This is a genomic window from Desulfosporosinus sp. FKB, from assembly GCF_002196705.1.
Taxonomy (GTDB): domain Bacteria; phylum Bacillota; class Desulfitobacteriia; order Desulfitobacteriales; family Desulfitobacteriaceae; genus Desulfosporosinus.
Genome location: NZ_NADJ01000011.1, coordinates 1 through 13,748, shown reverse-complemented (window position 1 = coordinate 13,748; position 13,748 = coordinate 1). Strand labels below are relative to the sequence as shown.

Sequence of the window (13,748 nt, the reverse complement as noted above, 5' to 3'; positions counted from 1 at the left end):
TCGTGCACGGCGGTAATCTTAGAAAAGCTCAGGAAAACTATGGCTTACATGACTTTATAGATTTGTCGGCAAATATTAATCCTTTCGGACCTCCACAAAGAGTATGGGAGTCACTAGAAGAAGGTCTAAAGGAAATTGTAAGCTATCCTGATCCCGAATGTCTGGCCTTGAGAACAGCTCTTGCAAGTCATACACGTCTGCCTCTTGAGGAAATAATGGTCGGTAACGGTGCCGGGGAATTAATCTTTACCATCGTGAATGCCCTAAAACCCCGCAAAGTAGTTATCCCGCTGCCAACCTTTAGTGAATACGAACGAGCAGCTCGATCGGTGGGAGCTGAGGTGTGTTATATCACTTTGGGAGCAGAGGGCTGGAACGGCTGCCATTTAACTAAAGAACAATGGTCCGAAACGTTAAAGGACTGTGATCTTTTATTTCTATGTTCTCCTCATAATCCTACCGGTACTGTCTTACAACAGGATTCCTTTGAACAAATTCTTAAGCTGTGCGCAGTGATGGATTGTAAAATTCTCTTCGATGAGTCCTTTTTTGATTTTTTACCATCTGGACAGTATACGTCAGCTCGCACTTATTTAACCAAATATCAACATCTCATTGTTTTATATTCCTTAACGAAGTTCTACAGTATCCCCGGATTGCGTTTAGGGGCTGCTTTTGCTGATCGATCACTGTTAGCCCAATTTGAAGGATTTCGCGATCCGTGGTCGGTTAATGCCCTTGCTCAAAAAGCCGGGATTTCAGCGCTTGAGGATCTTACATATTCTCAAGATGTACGAAATAAGATCGAAGAAAGCCGATCCTATTTTTATCACGAATTTGAAGCGGCTTGTTTTCCTTATCTAAGGATTTATCCCACTACAGCGAATTTTGCTTTGATTGAGGTTCTAGACTCTTCCATTTCCAAATTAATCCCTTATCTTGGGAAGAGAGGAATTCTTGTACGTGATTGCCGCAATTTTACCGGTTTGAAGGGGGATTTTATGAGAGTTGCCATTAAGGATATCTCAGCCATGCAGAAATTGATTGAAGCTCTTAAAGGTTTCTATCTATAGTTAAAGTAATCTACCTAAGGTTCGTTCTCAATTCAATAATGGTTGGGAAACTGGAAACATGTTTTATTTACAGGATTCTTCATGTAATTGGGATTAATCCTTAATCTTTAATGCTTGTTTATTTAATATCAAAATTTATAGAGTTTAAAGTTAATGTTAAAAGTAGAATTTCAAATGAAATGGTTTAATTGGTATAAAAACGTTTTAAAACCATAAATCTTCAGCTTGGAATTAAGTTATAATGTGTTATACTGTGCAAGTAATATTCAAACGGGGGCGTTTTAGACTCGCTCGGGGAAGCGATAGCAAAGGTTGCGCGTCGAGATTCCACCTGGTCTCGTTAAACGGTGGACACAAATAGTTAACGAAGATAATTTCGCTCTAGCTGCCTAAGTGCCGCTAGCATCCTTCCTTCTGACCTACGGTGAAGGGTCAGGGTGTCAAATTAGTAGGACGCTCTAATGTCAATGCTCGGAGACATTAGCTAAGATCATCGAGCTAGCCTGAAATGAATCCTTGCCTTTAGGAGTCATGAGTGGCGAAATTTAAAATAAAGGATACACGCGTAGACGCTTTTGTGGCCGCTCTTCGATACAGGGGTGCAATTCCCCTCGCTTCCACCATAATTTGTCTAAAAACCCGCTATTCATGCGGGTTTAACTGTTTTTATAGAGGCTTTTTGAGCCTGATTTTTTAACCAAAAAACATAAAAAGAAGGCCCTTAGGCCTTCATTGCAGCTACTAATTTCTCAGTTCCTACCATGTTAATGGCTCTTTTTAAATTATACGCAAGAAAATTTAGCCCCAGCTTGCCTGTGGCTTTTTCTATGTCCTTACATAGAAGATAGTGGGCTCCGTGGTACCATTTAACCGTCCCAAAGGGATGCTCTGAGAGCATAATCGCAGCTTTTGAGTCGGTATGTCGTCGCGTATATGTAAAACCACTTTCTTTTTGCTCCGTCGTTTTAGAGCCGAGAAGGTATTGTAGGGCGTTTCTGAAGCCGGGTACACCTGCAACTGCCCGTCGCTGTGCCATACATCAGAACCGGTGCATACTTCGTGGTGGGTCCATATCTAACGACCATGTAATCTCTCCTCGACGTGCAGCGATTGGGACATTTTCGGCAGGCCAAACGGTTCTGGTAACTAGCACTACCTCCTTTATGGCTGCGTACTTTGGTTAACGTATTACCCATCGGACAAGTAACCGTATCATCGGAATTACGGGCAAAGCAACTGACCTGGTTCTGCTCCTGAACTTCAATATCAAGAATCGTATGTTCGTAAAATGTGGGCAAAACTCCTGCCTTAAGGCAGCGCCCAATATCCTGAGGCTTCTTGGACCTGCGCTCTTGCTCTGTAATCGTAGCCCTTATCAGCTGCGACATGAATGGTTTCAACCTGCAGAATATCCTTACTTTGTTGGGCCATCGTAGTGAGGCTGTTGTAATCGTTGCAGGAGTTCGTGACTTCATACTCAGCAATTAGATGACTGGTTTGATCAACTGCGGTCTGGACGTTATAGCAACAAGCAAAACCGTCTTTGGTTCTCATCATTCTTGACTGGGGGTCTGTGGTCAGAAGCTGCGTTTCACCAGTTTCCTTCAATTCCGTCAAATAGCCTTGATACGTTTCTTTACGCTGTTTCAGTTCGGCTAACTTCTGTTTAATTTCTTCGGATGTATAACCGGATGGTTTCTGATCATGCTGATCAGCATGATCAAGTTCGTTCAGGTAGTTGGTAATGTTCTCCTCAATTCGCAGGAGTTTCATAGTTAAAATTTCTTCGTTATACATTTTCTTGCGCCCATTAACTGCCCGGAATTTCGAACCATCTACGGCAACGAGTTCGCGCTCGTAGAGTTTCAGGTCAATACATACTTTGACGAAGGCCTTAAAGACATGTTTAATAGCCTTGGCATTGTTTTTGCGGAAGTCGGCAATGGTTCGGAAATCAGGGGTTAAGCGGTTGAGCAGATAGAAAAGCTCAATATTGCGTCGGCATTCGATCATCAGTCTGCGGCTGGAACGGATGCGGTTAAAATAGCCGTATATGTAAAGTTTGAGTAGGTCCTTGGGATCGTAGGGAGGTCTACCGGTGTTCGCTGGTGTGGTCCTAAGAAATTTTAATTCGTCCATGGTAAGTTGGTTGACGAAGGCATCAATGACTCGAACAGGGTTATTTTCGTCTACAAGTTCTTCTAGAGTTATTGGATAGAGATGCATCTGGTTCCGACTTTCTCCGCGAATAAATCCCATAGAACTACCCTTTTTCAGATGAAATCGAGCTTATTTGGATATTATATCATATTTATACATTATATGGTTAATTATTGTGACTTTTCGACAATCTGACCAATGGCACACCTAACATATCGAACTTGACTTTAATGTTAATATTAAGCTTTTTATCTTCAGAGAAAAAGAAGACCTTAATAGTATCAACATATTCTTGAATGACGGTCTTTTGATCTTTTGGATTGTCAGATAAAAGGCTGGTTTTTCTATTTTCCAGGACTTTTATAATCGCCTCATCATCAATTTCTGGAGTTCGCTGGATAACTTCAATTTGAGCCAATTGAGAAGTAAGGAAGTCCTTCTTTTCATTGGCTTCTTTTATTTTTGCCGCCAAGATATTTCGATCAAGAATACCATCCCAAATAGCATCGATCCAGTTGTTTATCTTAGAATCAAGAGTGGCAATTTTTTCTTTAAGTGGTGTAAGGGCAGCTCAATAGTTTTGCAGCGAAGTTGGTTAAGTGAAAGTTAAAAAGGAGGGATAAAATGTTAACCGGATTAACGTTACATCTCTACCCAACCAAACAGGAAATGGACAACGCTAAAAATGGCGTTAGCACAATTGTTGCTTGGTCTAAAGGGAAACAGTCCAAAGAGGCTACCTACCATATCAGTGCATCAGCCGATATTTGCGACATTCTGGATGGAGAAGTCAGGATTAATATTATCAAAACTGATGGAGAACTTGAAAAAATGTCGGCAAAATGGGGACTGCTATTGGGAGCAGAGTTGGAAAAGGTATTTTCGAAATTCTCCTAGTTTGTGAAAACGTTGGTATTGAAAGAAGGTGAAAGAGATTGGAAAAAAGGGCATGAAACAATTCGAGATATGGAGGAAAAATTCACTGCGAAGGATGTACCTGAAAACCGTATGAGGATCCTGCAGGATATAAACAAGAAAAAAGAAGAGATTGCTTCAAATTTTGTAAGCGTTCTCTGCCAAGAACAACTTACCGTCAACGAAGCAATCTCGATATTAAAAAGTGCTGAACTAATTATCATGCAGTCTAAATTTACGACTTAATCTGGTTTCTCAGGTTTCGGTTTCTTTGGCTTGTAAGTAGCGTTTGGGTAGAGTCATTCAATACTCTTATCCGCATCTTTTCCCCTAATGAGCACCTAGTATTCGCGTTAGCTCCTGCTAAACATGCAAAACTGATTTCCCCATAGGATTTACAGATATTGATATTATGACAATACTGTTTATAAACATGTTTTCCTTTTTCATCTTGCTCAATTGGATCGGACAGATTGCTGCCTATCAAAATCATTGATTTCATCTCCTTACTGTATGGATTGGCTTGTCTAAACAATTATCAACTTCGACGCAAAAAAGGAATATTCTTGTAAATATTTAGCGAAAGTGAGGGGAGGAAAGATAAAAGTAGCGCGTATATTCCCGCGAATCACCAAAGTAATCACAGTTTCTGGATGTCGTTGACATCAGTGACGAGGAGTTTCTGTAATCGCTTGATACGAGTCGATATTTGTTAATACGTCAACTGGTTTGACGCTTACGAATCAAAAACGTTTCTGGCGGTAAATCTCGTTCGAATACAGTCCTAGTCTTTAACTGCCTGGGATTTATTTTTCGTTGCAATATGCGTAACAATTATTAACTACGCCGATAAAAACATTTCTAGAAAATGAGCATGGTATTTCTTTATTATGTGTTAATAAGAAAATAGTGGAAAGTAACACAAAGTGTACAAGTTACATAGTATAAAGTAACACTCGGAGGTTAACGAATTTGTTAGAAAACGCTGCAGGTGTAGACGAAAGACCAAGTTCAACGTTTACGGTAAAGATATCTAACGATAATATCATTAACGGAACAATTCAAATTAAAGGATTTTTCCGTAGCGGAATCATAAAGTCATGTACAAAGTTTCGACTTGGGGAAAAGATGCAATTGGGAACCTTAATACGGCTCATCGAGTTGAAGTTGAAGCGGTTAACCAATTAATAGACAATCCTAAAAAACTACTTATGGAAGGAGATGTGTTTAATGGCTATTCTACAATTAACTACCGGAGTGATTGAAAATCCAATGAACTCAAGTGGAATTAGACCAACTAAACAGATTATAATAGCAGTCAAAAATGATAGTATATTACCTGTTATAATTACAATTAATGGGTTTTTCATTACTGGAGCGCCAGTGCCTTCGGGAACGCCACAGAACCCGCATGTGACTACACTGTATGTCCTCAAACAGTTTATTTTGAATCCAACTGGGGTTAGCCCGGATGTATTTAAAGAAATCGATTTTGCGGACTTAGATGAACTTGAATTTCAGTTCACCATCGACTTCGGCCTGCTCGCCATCGCCCCTGGTGTAGAGATCTCCGTCTGGGGAATAGATGCTGCTGGGGATTTGGTCGCAGCTCATCGCTTGGTACCGGCAGAAATTAGTCAAATAGTTCCTTAAGGAATAACAGGAACAGTTTTCCAGCTGGTAATGTCATTCCACTTAGGAATGCCTCTGGTATAGCGTTTACCCTAGTCACTACACTCGAGGTTGGTGACAATTGACTATTGATAGATTGATTAATTAATTAATTAATCTCTAACTAATATAATCCACAGAATAAATAGGTGAGCTAAAGTCCCTTGGTAACGCCAAGGGACTTTTTGGGCAGAAAGTATTTAGTTTTGGGGTGTATTAGTTCAAATGATTGCCTCATCATGATATATGGGAATTACAGTTTCATATTTGTTTTTTGTTAAGTGTTTTTTTTGGCTCAAGCTAAAATTGACGATGAAAAGTATTTGGCGTTATACTCAATTTAGGTAATCGAATGGACTAGGATCTATAAGTAAACGTCAAGTGCTTGATATAAGCGGCTTTAGCGTGTTGGTAGCGTCAGCAGGACTCGAAATCGAGTAGTTTTCCAAATTAAGAAGCGTGGGTTTGGGTGGGTATGCCTCGCTTCCACCAAATGAGTACTCAATAATTGATACAATTTTTGAACATACGAAGTCCAGCATTGCTGGGCTTTTCGGCGTTTATAGGTTGTTTAAGCATCGTTTTGTGCGGTGCTATTTCTATTTCTGCATATAAATTATTTAAAAATGCACCCCCCTTTTCGTGTAGAGACCCATCTTGTGGAAATTAAAAGGTTTAACAAAGGTCTCTTTATACAACCCTAGCTCTAACTAAATTAACTCGAAAAGTTGCCGATAAAATTACTAAAAGTTTTTAAGATTGATATAGGTAATAGGAAGGGCATTATAGAGTGTAGAATCACATATATTCAAAAGTTTAAAAACTATCGGCAACCGGCAACCGAGAGATGTGGAGTAGTGAAAGATGGTGGAGATTATTTCGTTATACTTTATGGGGCTGATATTTTGCCGTGGACGCAGCACGTTGAGAGCATCGTTCGCCTCGAAAGAAAACACAACACTAAATATGGAAAAACCAAGTGGTGTAGCCACTATATATAGTGGTCTTGGTCAAAAAATCATGTGTTTCTCTGTACTGCAAGAGTAGTGTGGGGAAACATTTTTTTACGGTTTTTGCATCAGAATTATGAAACTCCGTTACTTTGAACCTTAGGAGTATGTCGGAAAATGCGAATTGAATTTAGAAATTATTTGGATAATAGATTAGAAGAACAATGGTTTTATCAAAGCACATAGAGAACCTATAAGGGAGAACTAACTATGGAAACCATAGAATTATTTGGAGCATTGCAAGCCCGTTTTGAGAAAAACATGAACCGCCATAAAGGTCTTGAATGGACTAAAATTCAAGCAAAGTTGGAAGCTAATCCAGAAAAACTGTGGGCACTGAATGAAATGGAAAGAACCGGTGGTGAACCGGATGTTGTTGGTTTTGATGAAACGACGGACGAATACATTTTTTATGATTGTTCAGCGGAAAGTCCTAAAGGCCGCAGAAGTATTTGTTATGACCGTGAAGCGCTGGAGTTAAGGAAAGAACATAAACCAGAAAATAACGCTCTTGATATGGCTGCTGCCATGGGCATTGAACTTTTAACAGAAGAACAATACCAGGATCTACAGAAACTTGGGAAATTTGATACGAAATCATCGAGCTGGGTAAAGACCCCTGCTAATATTAGAAAACTCGGCGGAGCCATCTTTTGTGATCGTTGTTATGACACCGTGTTTGTGTGCCACAATGGAGCAGAATGCTACTATGCTGGCAGGGGTTTTCGTGGCTCGCTAAGGATGTAACCTAGAAGAGTTGCTCCTATAAAGCGCGCGTTTAAACTCCGCATAATGTCTCCTTTTCTTCAAATGTATTCATTTATCAAAAAGGAGGTTTGATGTTAATGAGTATATTTACAGAGCTAATAATCAGAGGGGTCCTCGTTATTGCGTTAAATGATAGTATTATACTTTACGTGGTTAAAAAGCGTTCTACTCCAATAACTATTCCTTTAATTTTAGAAATAACTATAGTAACTAGTGTCGCATTAGTAATTAACATTTGGTATTGTCTTAAGAAGAATGGAATAATTTAAAATAAAACATTTAGAAATCATGACAAGACGCATTCTTCTGATAAACGTAACAAGTTGAGTTCCACTTACCTCATTTGTTACCAGTAGTCCCCAGTGCAATGAACTCCATAAGATCCAATTAAGTAGTGTTAAGGAGGAGCTTGTTATGCAAAAAATTGTTCCGCATTTATGGTACGACACGGAGGCCAAAGAAGCGGCCCTGTATTATACCAGTTTATTTGACCAATCGAAAATATTGGATGTAACAGTTATGGAAAACACCCCATCAGGTGACGCGGAAAGTGTAAGTTTTGAGTTAGCCGGACAGCAATTTAAGGCGATTAGTGCTGGCCCTTTCTTCAAATTCAACCCATCTATTTCCTTGATGGTCGCTTGCTACTCAATAGAAGATGTGAATACCCCTTTAGTAAGCGGTATAGTTGGGTACAGGACCGGTACGGTTAATCCTGGCAGTTAATGCTTACCGATCATGGACAAAGCGTTCAAAAGATTTATACCCAACTTGCTTTTCTCAGATGAATCATGCGGGAAAGCTGAAGAAGCTGTAAGGTACTACACTGGGTTTTTGAAAAATCAGAAATAGGGACAATCAGCAGATACAAAGAAGGAGAGGCAGAGTCACCAAAGGCAAAAATAAACTATACTGCCTTTAAACTGAACGGTATTGCTTTTTCTGCGATGGACAACGGCTTTGATGTAGATTTTGGCTTTAATGAGGCATTTTCACTCATGATAAACTGTAAGGACCAGAAGGAGATTGATTACTTCTGGGACAAGCTCTCTGCTGTACCTGAGGCTGAGCATTGCGGTTGGGTTAAGGACAAGTTTGGAGTATCGTGGTAAATTGTACCTGCGATAATGGATGAGATGATGAAATTTGGTGACAGAGAACAATTACAGCGAGTGACAGAGGCGTTCCTGAAAATGAAGAAATTCCATCATAAGCTTTGCAAAAAGCTTATGATGGAATTTAAGGTGTAACACTAAGATAACAGTTAGAATACCGGTCGACGTGTATAATCAAAGGATTAACAATCGATAAGGAAAATGCAACTGGCCAATAGTTTTAGTTGCATTTTAGTGTATAGATGTTCATTTTAGATTCGATCCGTCCCTTTTCCCACACAACACACGTGAGGGGGCAGGAAAAACGGCCCCACAAAAGGGCTATTTGGTAGTCCTGATTTTTGTATCATCTATGGAAATACTAATTAATGATTAATGGGGAGGGATATATACGTGTCTGAATTGGATAGAATTACAAACCAAATCAAAGAATTGCGTTCAAGCACCATCGAAGTACAAAAGAATAATTCCTTTACTGATCCTGAAACAGTAGCAGCATGCCACGAATTACATACCGCCTTAGATAGATATCAAGGAATACTTACGAGGATAATGGAGGACAGATAATTGAGATAAAGTGGTCTTCGATTATTGTGCTCGGGGCAAGAAAACGTTATTTTGGGAACATGTACCCATGAACACACCACGTGGAGACCGTTGTTTGTTTAAGAAAACTCACAGTCTGAAAGCCGCTTGTAGAGCGGCTTTCAGAAATAGGGTATAAATTGTGTAACAATTGAATAGGACTACCCTTGAGACTGTTATGAATATAGAAAACAGTTAGGGCTAAGAATCGCCAGATTGTTCCATATTTTGATGGAGGGTCTGGCGTTTGATATTTATTCGACTGAGAAAAGAGGGATTTTAACCCAATATCTTAGAAGGAATTTCTACAAAAATGCTGAATATTTAGGGTGAGTTATCTTTAGGGGGCTTGAGAAAGCAAAAGATTTCAGTTAGATGAACTGTATAGCCTGGAATTTTGCTTACATTTCGGAGGAGATTTAAATGGATAAAAGAATAAATATATTTATTAGCTATAGTTGGGAGGAAGCTGGTAATAAGGAATGGGTTAACAAGTTAAAAAATGATTTGTTAAGTGAAGAGCGTTTTAATGTGATTTTAGACCAACGTGAATTTGGGGATGGGACACAGAATAAAGATAGGTTTATTGTTGACAACATACTTAACTCAGATTTTATTATCGTTATTTTGACTCCGTCTTATGTCTACAAGGCAAATAAGAAAGACGATGGAACTGGAATTACCGTTAGAAGTGGCGTTGAAATTGAAACAGAGTACATAATGATGAGAAAGCACGAAGGATATAAATGTATAATTCCAATTTTGCGCGTAAAAGAAAAAGATGGCAAAAACATACCAGGGTATTTAAAAAATTTAGATTATATAGATATGTCTTCCGATAAAATTTATAATAGTGCTCTCAATGCTATGAAGAGTAAAATATTATGCCAAGATAATACTGCTCAAAATTCTATTGAAACATATAGCCAAAGAAGTGATTTTGATGGGAAAAGTAATATGGATTTTGGTATCTTATTTAGCTTTGAAGAAATTCCTGTTCGAGTAAGTCTTTGTTTAACTTATAAAGGCACAAAAATTACATTGGAACATCAACAGGTAATGCATATTTTTAAGACCTTAGCAAGAGGAGAAGTAAAAGCTGATGATATATTGCAAGAAGATAAAATTATGTTCAATTGCAAATATTTCTCGCTTGAGTTAAATACAAAATATTATAAAAAATTAATTAATGAGTTAAGAGAAAATATGGAAAAATACTGTAAAAGGGTAATTGAGTTTGAAGCAAGATTTGAAACACATTCCTTTGATACATTTAGAAATGATTATTCATTCAGTATTGTAACCGTAAAAAGATCATTTTGGTATAAAATGCTTGAAACCTCTAATTATTATGACTGGGATAATGGGAAAACAGAGTGGCATATCTTCCAAAAGAACGGTGGATATGTTCACGTTTTTTCACCGGTAGTTTCCAATAATAATAATTATAACCCTGGGGAACATGCTAGTTTTTATGCCGTAAAGAGTGATAATATTAATTCGGATGATGTTGTTATTTTCATAAAAATAAGTGATATTTTGAACTCAAATTTTGGAAATCCTTGCAAAATAAATAGAAGAGATACGTGGGGAATTCGAACAGCTCGGGATTGGATGATTTATGATTTTATACCTTTCGTTTGTAAAAAAAACCATATTGATATAACAACAGTTTTAGATTCTATTAGTAGAAATGAAGAAGATATTATTTCGAAAATGCAATACTTTTATATGAGATCTAAAGCTAGTGTTACATTTGAAGAACTTAAGAACTTACGAGATGCATTAGCTTATTGCTTGGAAAAAGAATTTCCAAGTAAAGATTTTAATTATATTACGTCAAAACTAAGCATGGACGGATTAAACCTTAAAGAACAGCCTCACGTAGTAGCGGGGGCCATACGTGATTATTTATACACTAATAAATTTGAAAGTTACATAAACAATAATAATTATAATTGTTCAAAAGCTGATGATTTTTTAAGGTGTTTAATGGTATTTACAGATAGTAATAGCTCCTATAAGATTTGCCATGAGGACTTCATATTTGTAAAGAATTTATTAAAGAGCCTAATCGAAAAAATGAATAAGGTCGAATTGATAGAGAAATATGACTTTTAATATTAGATGATAATAAAAGTTATTCACATTGTACTTTTAAAAATATTTGTGATGAAAAACATGTATAGGCAATGCTAGATTATTTGATAATCTAGCATTTTTGGTTTTTTAAAATTAATTTTGCTATCGAGAAGGAAGTGAAGGAAAAATGAGGAATGTATAGTGAATAATAGAGAAAGTTTGGAGTTGGAATAAGTGGACCAATCTATTCAAGAATTTATAAGGACTTATTCTCGTGCAATAGAGGAATCGAATGCAGCAATTTTTGCTGGTGCAGGACTTTCTAAACCAGCTGGCTATGTGAACTGGAAAGAGCTATTAAGAGATGTTGCTTTAGACCTTAATCTAGATGTAGAAAAAGAGAGCGATTTGATTGCGATTGCACAATATCACGTTAACGAGAATGGTGGTCGAGGTAAGATAAATCAAGTCCTCTTAGACGAGTTTACAAAGGATTGTGCTATTACTAAGAACCACGAGATTTTATCCAGACTACATATTAAGACTTACTGGACAACGAATTATGATAGCTTGATAGAGGAGTCCCTTAAAGTTTTAGGAAAAAGACCTGATGTCAAAAGAACAGTAGAGAATCTAGCCGTAACAATGCCTAATAGCGATGCAGTAGTATATAAAATGCATGGTGATGTTATCTTCCCTAACGACGCAGTTTTAACCAAAGATGATTATGAGGGATACAACCTAAAAAGGCAGCTATTTACTACCGCCTTACAAGGTGATTTGGTATCAAAAACATTCCTGTTTATTGGATTTAGTTTTGATGATCCAAATTTGGGATACATCCTTAGCCGTATCCGGATATTATTGGGTGAGAACCAAAGACCACATTATTGCTTTATGAAAAGAGTATTACGCGAGGAATTTGAAACTGATAGCGAGTACATATATGCACAGACTAAACAGGATCTCAGAGTTAGGGATTTAAAACGTTATTGTATAAAACCTCTTTTAGTTAACGAGTACTCTGAAGTAACTGAAATTTTATTTCAAGTGCAATTAATGCTTAAACGCAAAAATATCTTTATATCTGCTAGTGCTTCAGATTTTGGGACATGGGGACAGCAGAGAGTATTTTTATTTGCATCTAACTTAAGCAAAGCAATTATTAACAATGGTAACGATTTAGTTACTGGATTTGGATTAGGGGTTGGTAGTTGTGTTATTTCGGGTGCTTTAGAGGAAATATATTCAAAAGGTTTAGGAAAGCCTGAAAAGCGATTGAAGGCGAGGCCATTTCCACAGATAACCGTTGGAACGACCCCTTTGACTGAGTTATGGACTAAGCATCGGGAAAGCATGTTAACTAACGTAGGAGTAGCCATTTTTATATTTGGTAACAAGTTTGATGACAATGGTAATGTGATCCTAGCGAATGGTATGTTTGAAGAATTTGAGATTTCTGTGAAAAATGGTACGATACCTATCCCGGTTGGAGTTACGGGTTTCGCCGCTCAACAATTATGGCAAAAAGTATTAGATAATTTTGAATCATATATTCTGAGGCCGGAGCTAAAATCATTGTACAAACTTCTAGGAGATTCCAATATTCCAGACTTGGAAATTATTAAAGCCATTATTAATATAATTAACAAGTTATAAGGGGGATTATTGGATGGGACGTAAGATATTTATATCTTATAAATATGCAGACGATGATGTGTACAATATTACAGATAGTTCTAATGGTTGTACAGTTAGAGATTATGTTGACAAAATTGAAGATACAATCGATAGTTCTGACCACGTTTATAAGGGGGAGTCTGATGGAGAAGATCTTTCACTGTTAAGTGACGAAACCATTTGGGAAAAGTTGAAAAATAGGATATATGATAGTACTTTAACAATCATAATGATTTCTAAAAATATGAGAGATGCTTTGAAAGCTGATAAAGACCAATGGATTCCAAGAGAAATTTCATATTCATTAAAAGAAGTGTCAAGAGTAAATAGTAGTGGTCAGTCAGTAACGAGTAAGACAAACGCAGTTTTAGCTGTAGTTATACCAGATCAAAGTGGGTCATATACGTATTACACATATGATAAAGGTTGTTGTCCATCTAAATGTAGGGTGCTTTTAACATATAAGATATTTGATATTATTAATAAAAACATGTTTAATTTAAAAAATTCAGAAACAAATGATTGCAACGATGGTTCTAAGGTTTATTATGGTGATAGTAGTTATTTAAGTTTCGCACCCTGATAGGAGTTATTTCCCGGCGGAAACTTGGTCACCAGTTTGAGTTCTTGCATCTTAACTCAGACAATTCCATTGGAATTTTACTGTTTAACAAGCTTTATCAAGCATT

At 37.4% G+C, this 13,748-nt stretch carries 15 protein-coding genes and 1 other RNA gene; 13 read left to right on the top strand and 3 right to left on the bottom strand.

Features of this window, described 5'->3' with window-relative positions; translation table 11 throughout:
- Nucleotides 1–2 precede the first annotated feature (2 nt).
- Both cobD and ssrA read left to right on the top strand, forming a co-directional pair.
- Complete coding sequence (gene cobD / locus B5Y67_RS02215; RefSeq protein ID WP_088225022.1) at nt 3–1,073, top strand: threonine-phosphate decarboxylase CobD; 1,071 nt, start codon at nt 3–5, stop codon at nt 1,071–1,073.
- Between the two features lie 272 nt (nt 1,074–1,345).
- Nucleotides 1,346–1,696: a transfer-messenger RNA gene (ssrA, locus tag B5Y67_RS02210) on the top strand.
- 98 nt (nt 1,697–1,794) lie between these two features.
- On the opposite strand, the gene B5Y67_RS25720 is transcribed toward ssrA, so the two are convergent.
- The 3 genes from B5Y67_RS25720 to B5Y67_RS02200 form a co-directional block, all read right to left on the bottom strand.
- Complete coding sequence (locus B5Y67_RS25720; protein WP_242975791.1) at nt 1,795–2,109, bottom strand: hypothetical protein; 315 nt, start codon at nt 2,107–2,109, stop codon at nt 1,795–1,797.
- 272 nt (nt 2,110–2,381) lie between these two features.
- Nucleotides 2,382–3,332 (bottom strand): transposase, encoded by a 951-nt coding sequence (locus tag B5Y67_RS25715; RefSeq protein WP_242975790.1) that lies wholly within the window; start codon nt 3,330–3,332, stop codon nt 2,382–2,384.
- Between the two features lie 67 nt (nt 3,333–3,399).
- A complete protein-coding gene (locus tag B5Y67_RS02200) occupies nt 3,400–3,705 on the bottom strand; it encodes a hypothetical protein (protein WP_242975789.1) in 306 nt (101 codons plus the stop codon).
- Between the two features lie 152 nt (nt 3,706–3,857).
- Here B5Y67_RS02200 and B5Y67_RS02195 point away from each other — a divergent pair, with 152 nt between their 5' ends.
- The 11 genes from B5Y67_RS02195 to B5Y67_RS02135 all read left to right on the top strand — a co-directional run bounded on the left by B5Y67_RS02195 (nt 3,858) and on the right by B5Y67_RS02135 (nt 13,642).
- On the top strand, nt 3,858–4,130 hold the full coding sequence (locus B5Y67_RS02195) for a hypothetical protein (protein WP_088224938.1): 273 nt from the start codon (nt 3,858–3,860) through the stop codon (nt 4,128–4,130).
- Nucleotides 4,131–4,148: 18 nt separating this feature from the next.
- On the top strand, nt 4,149–4,394 hold the full coding sequence (locus tag B5Y67_RS02190) for a hypothetical protein (RefSeq protein ID WP_170932557.1): 246 nt from the start codon (nt 4,149–4,151) through the stop codon (nt 4,392–4,394).
- Nucleotides 4,395–5,120: 726 nt separating this feature from the next.
- On the top strand, nt 5,121–5,336 hold the full coding sequence (locus tag B5Y67_RS02180; RefSeq protein WP_207652386.1) for a hypothetical protein: 216 nt from the start codon (nt 5,121–5,123) through the stop codon (nt 5,334–5,336).
- Between the two features lie 42 nt (nt 5,337–5,378).
- On the top strand, nt 5,379–5,801 hold the full coding sequence (locus B5Y67_RS02175; protein WP_088224935.1) for a hypothetical protein: 423 nt from the start codon (nt 5,379–5,381) through the stop codon (nt 5,799–5,801).
- Between the two features lie 1,238 nt (nt 5,802–7,039).
- On the top strand, nt 7,040–7,576 hold the full coding sequence (locus tag B5Y67_RS02165; RefSeq protein ID WP_088224933.1) for a DUF4256 domain-containing protein: 537 nt from the start codon (nt 7,040–7,042) through the stop codon (nt 7,574–7,576).
- 435 nt (nt 7,577–8,011) lie between these two features.
- The gene (locus B5Y67_RS26310) at nt 8,012–8,323 is read left to right on the top strand and encodes a VOC family protein (protein ID WP_348982273.1); all 312 of its coding nucleotides are present in this window, start codon (nt 8,012–8,014) and stop codon (nt 8,321–8,323) included.
- Between the two features lie 122 nt (nt 8,324–8,445).
- Nucleotides 8,446–8,709: a VOC family protein gene (locus tag B5Y67_RS26305; RefSeq protein WP_348982277.1), complete on the top strand. Its 264-nt coding sequence runs from the start codon at nt 8,446–8,448 to the stop codon at nt 8,707–8,709.
- A gap of 396 nt (nt 8,710–9,105) precedes the next feature.
- Nucleotides 9,106–9,279, top strand: coding sequence for an aspartyl-phosphate phosphatase Spo0E family protein (locus tag B5Y67_RS02150; RefSeq protein WP_088224931.1), 174 nt, complete (start codon nt 9,106–9,108; stop codon nt 9,277–9,279).
- 441 nt (nt 9,280–9,720) lie between these two features.
- Nucleotides 9,721–11,418 (top strand): toll/interleukin-1 receptor domain-containing protein, encoded by a 1,698-nt coding sequence (locus B5Y67_RS02145; RefSeq protein ID WP_088224930.1) that lies wholly within the window; start codon nt 9,721–9,723, stop codon nt 11,416–11,418.
- A 195-nt stretch (nt 11,419–11,613) separates the two neighbouring features.
- Entirely contained in the window at nt 11,614–13,038 is a 1,425-nt protein-coding gene (locus B5Y67_RS02140) for an SIR2 family protein (protein ID WP_088224929.1), read from the top strand.
- 13 nt (nt 13,039–13,051) lie between these two features.
- On the top strand, nt 13,052–13,642 hold the full coding sequence (locus B5Y67_RS02135; protein WP_088224928.1) for a TIR domain-containing protein: 591 nt from the start codon (nt 13,052–13,054) through the stop codon (nt 13,640–13,642).
- Nucleotides 13,643–13,748: the final 106 nt, after the last annotated feature.

Excerpts from the sequence above, each read along its gene's own strand:
- B5Y67_RS25720 (WP_242975791.1), bottom strand. The coding sequence starts at position 2,109 with ATGGCACAGCGACGGGCAGTTGCAGGTGTACCCGGCTTCAGAAACGCC.
- B5Y67_RS25715 (WP_242975790.1), bottom strand. The coding sequence starts at position 3,332 with ATGGGATTTATTCGCGGAGAAAGTCGGAACCAGATGCATCTCTATCCA.
- B5Y67_RS26310 (WP_348982273.1), top strand. The coding sequence starts at position 8,012 with ATGCAAAAAATTGTTCCGCATTTATGGTACGACACGGAGGCCAAAGAA.
- B5Y67_RS02195 (WP_088224938.1), top strand. The coding sequence starts at position 3,858 with ATGTTAACCGGATTAACGTTACATCTCTACCCAACCAAACAGGAAATG.
- B5Y67_RS02145 (WP_088224930.1), top strand. The coding sequence starts at position 9,721 with ATGGATAAAAGAATAAATATATTTATTAGCTATAGTTGGGAGGAAGCT.
- B5Y67_RS02135 (WP_088224928.1), top strand. The coding sequence starts at position 13,052 with ATGGGACGTAAGATATTTATATCTTATAAATATGCAGACGATGATGTG.
- B5Y67_RS02165 (WP_088224933.1), top strand. The coding sequence starts at position 7,040 with ATGGAAACCATAGAATTATTTGGAGCATTGCAAGCCCGTTTTGAGAAA.
- B5Y67_RS02175 (WP_088224935.1), top strand. The coding sequence starts at position 5,379 with ATGGCTATTCTACAATTAACTACCGGAGTGATTGAAAATCCAATGAAC.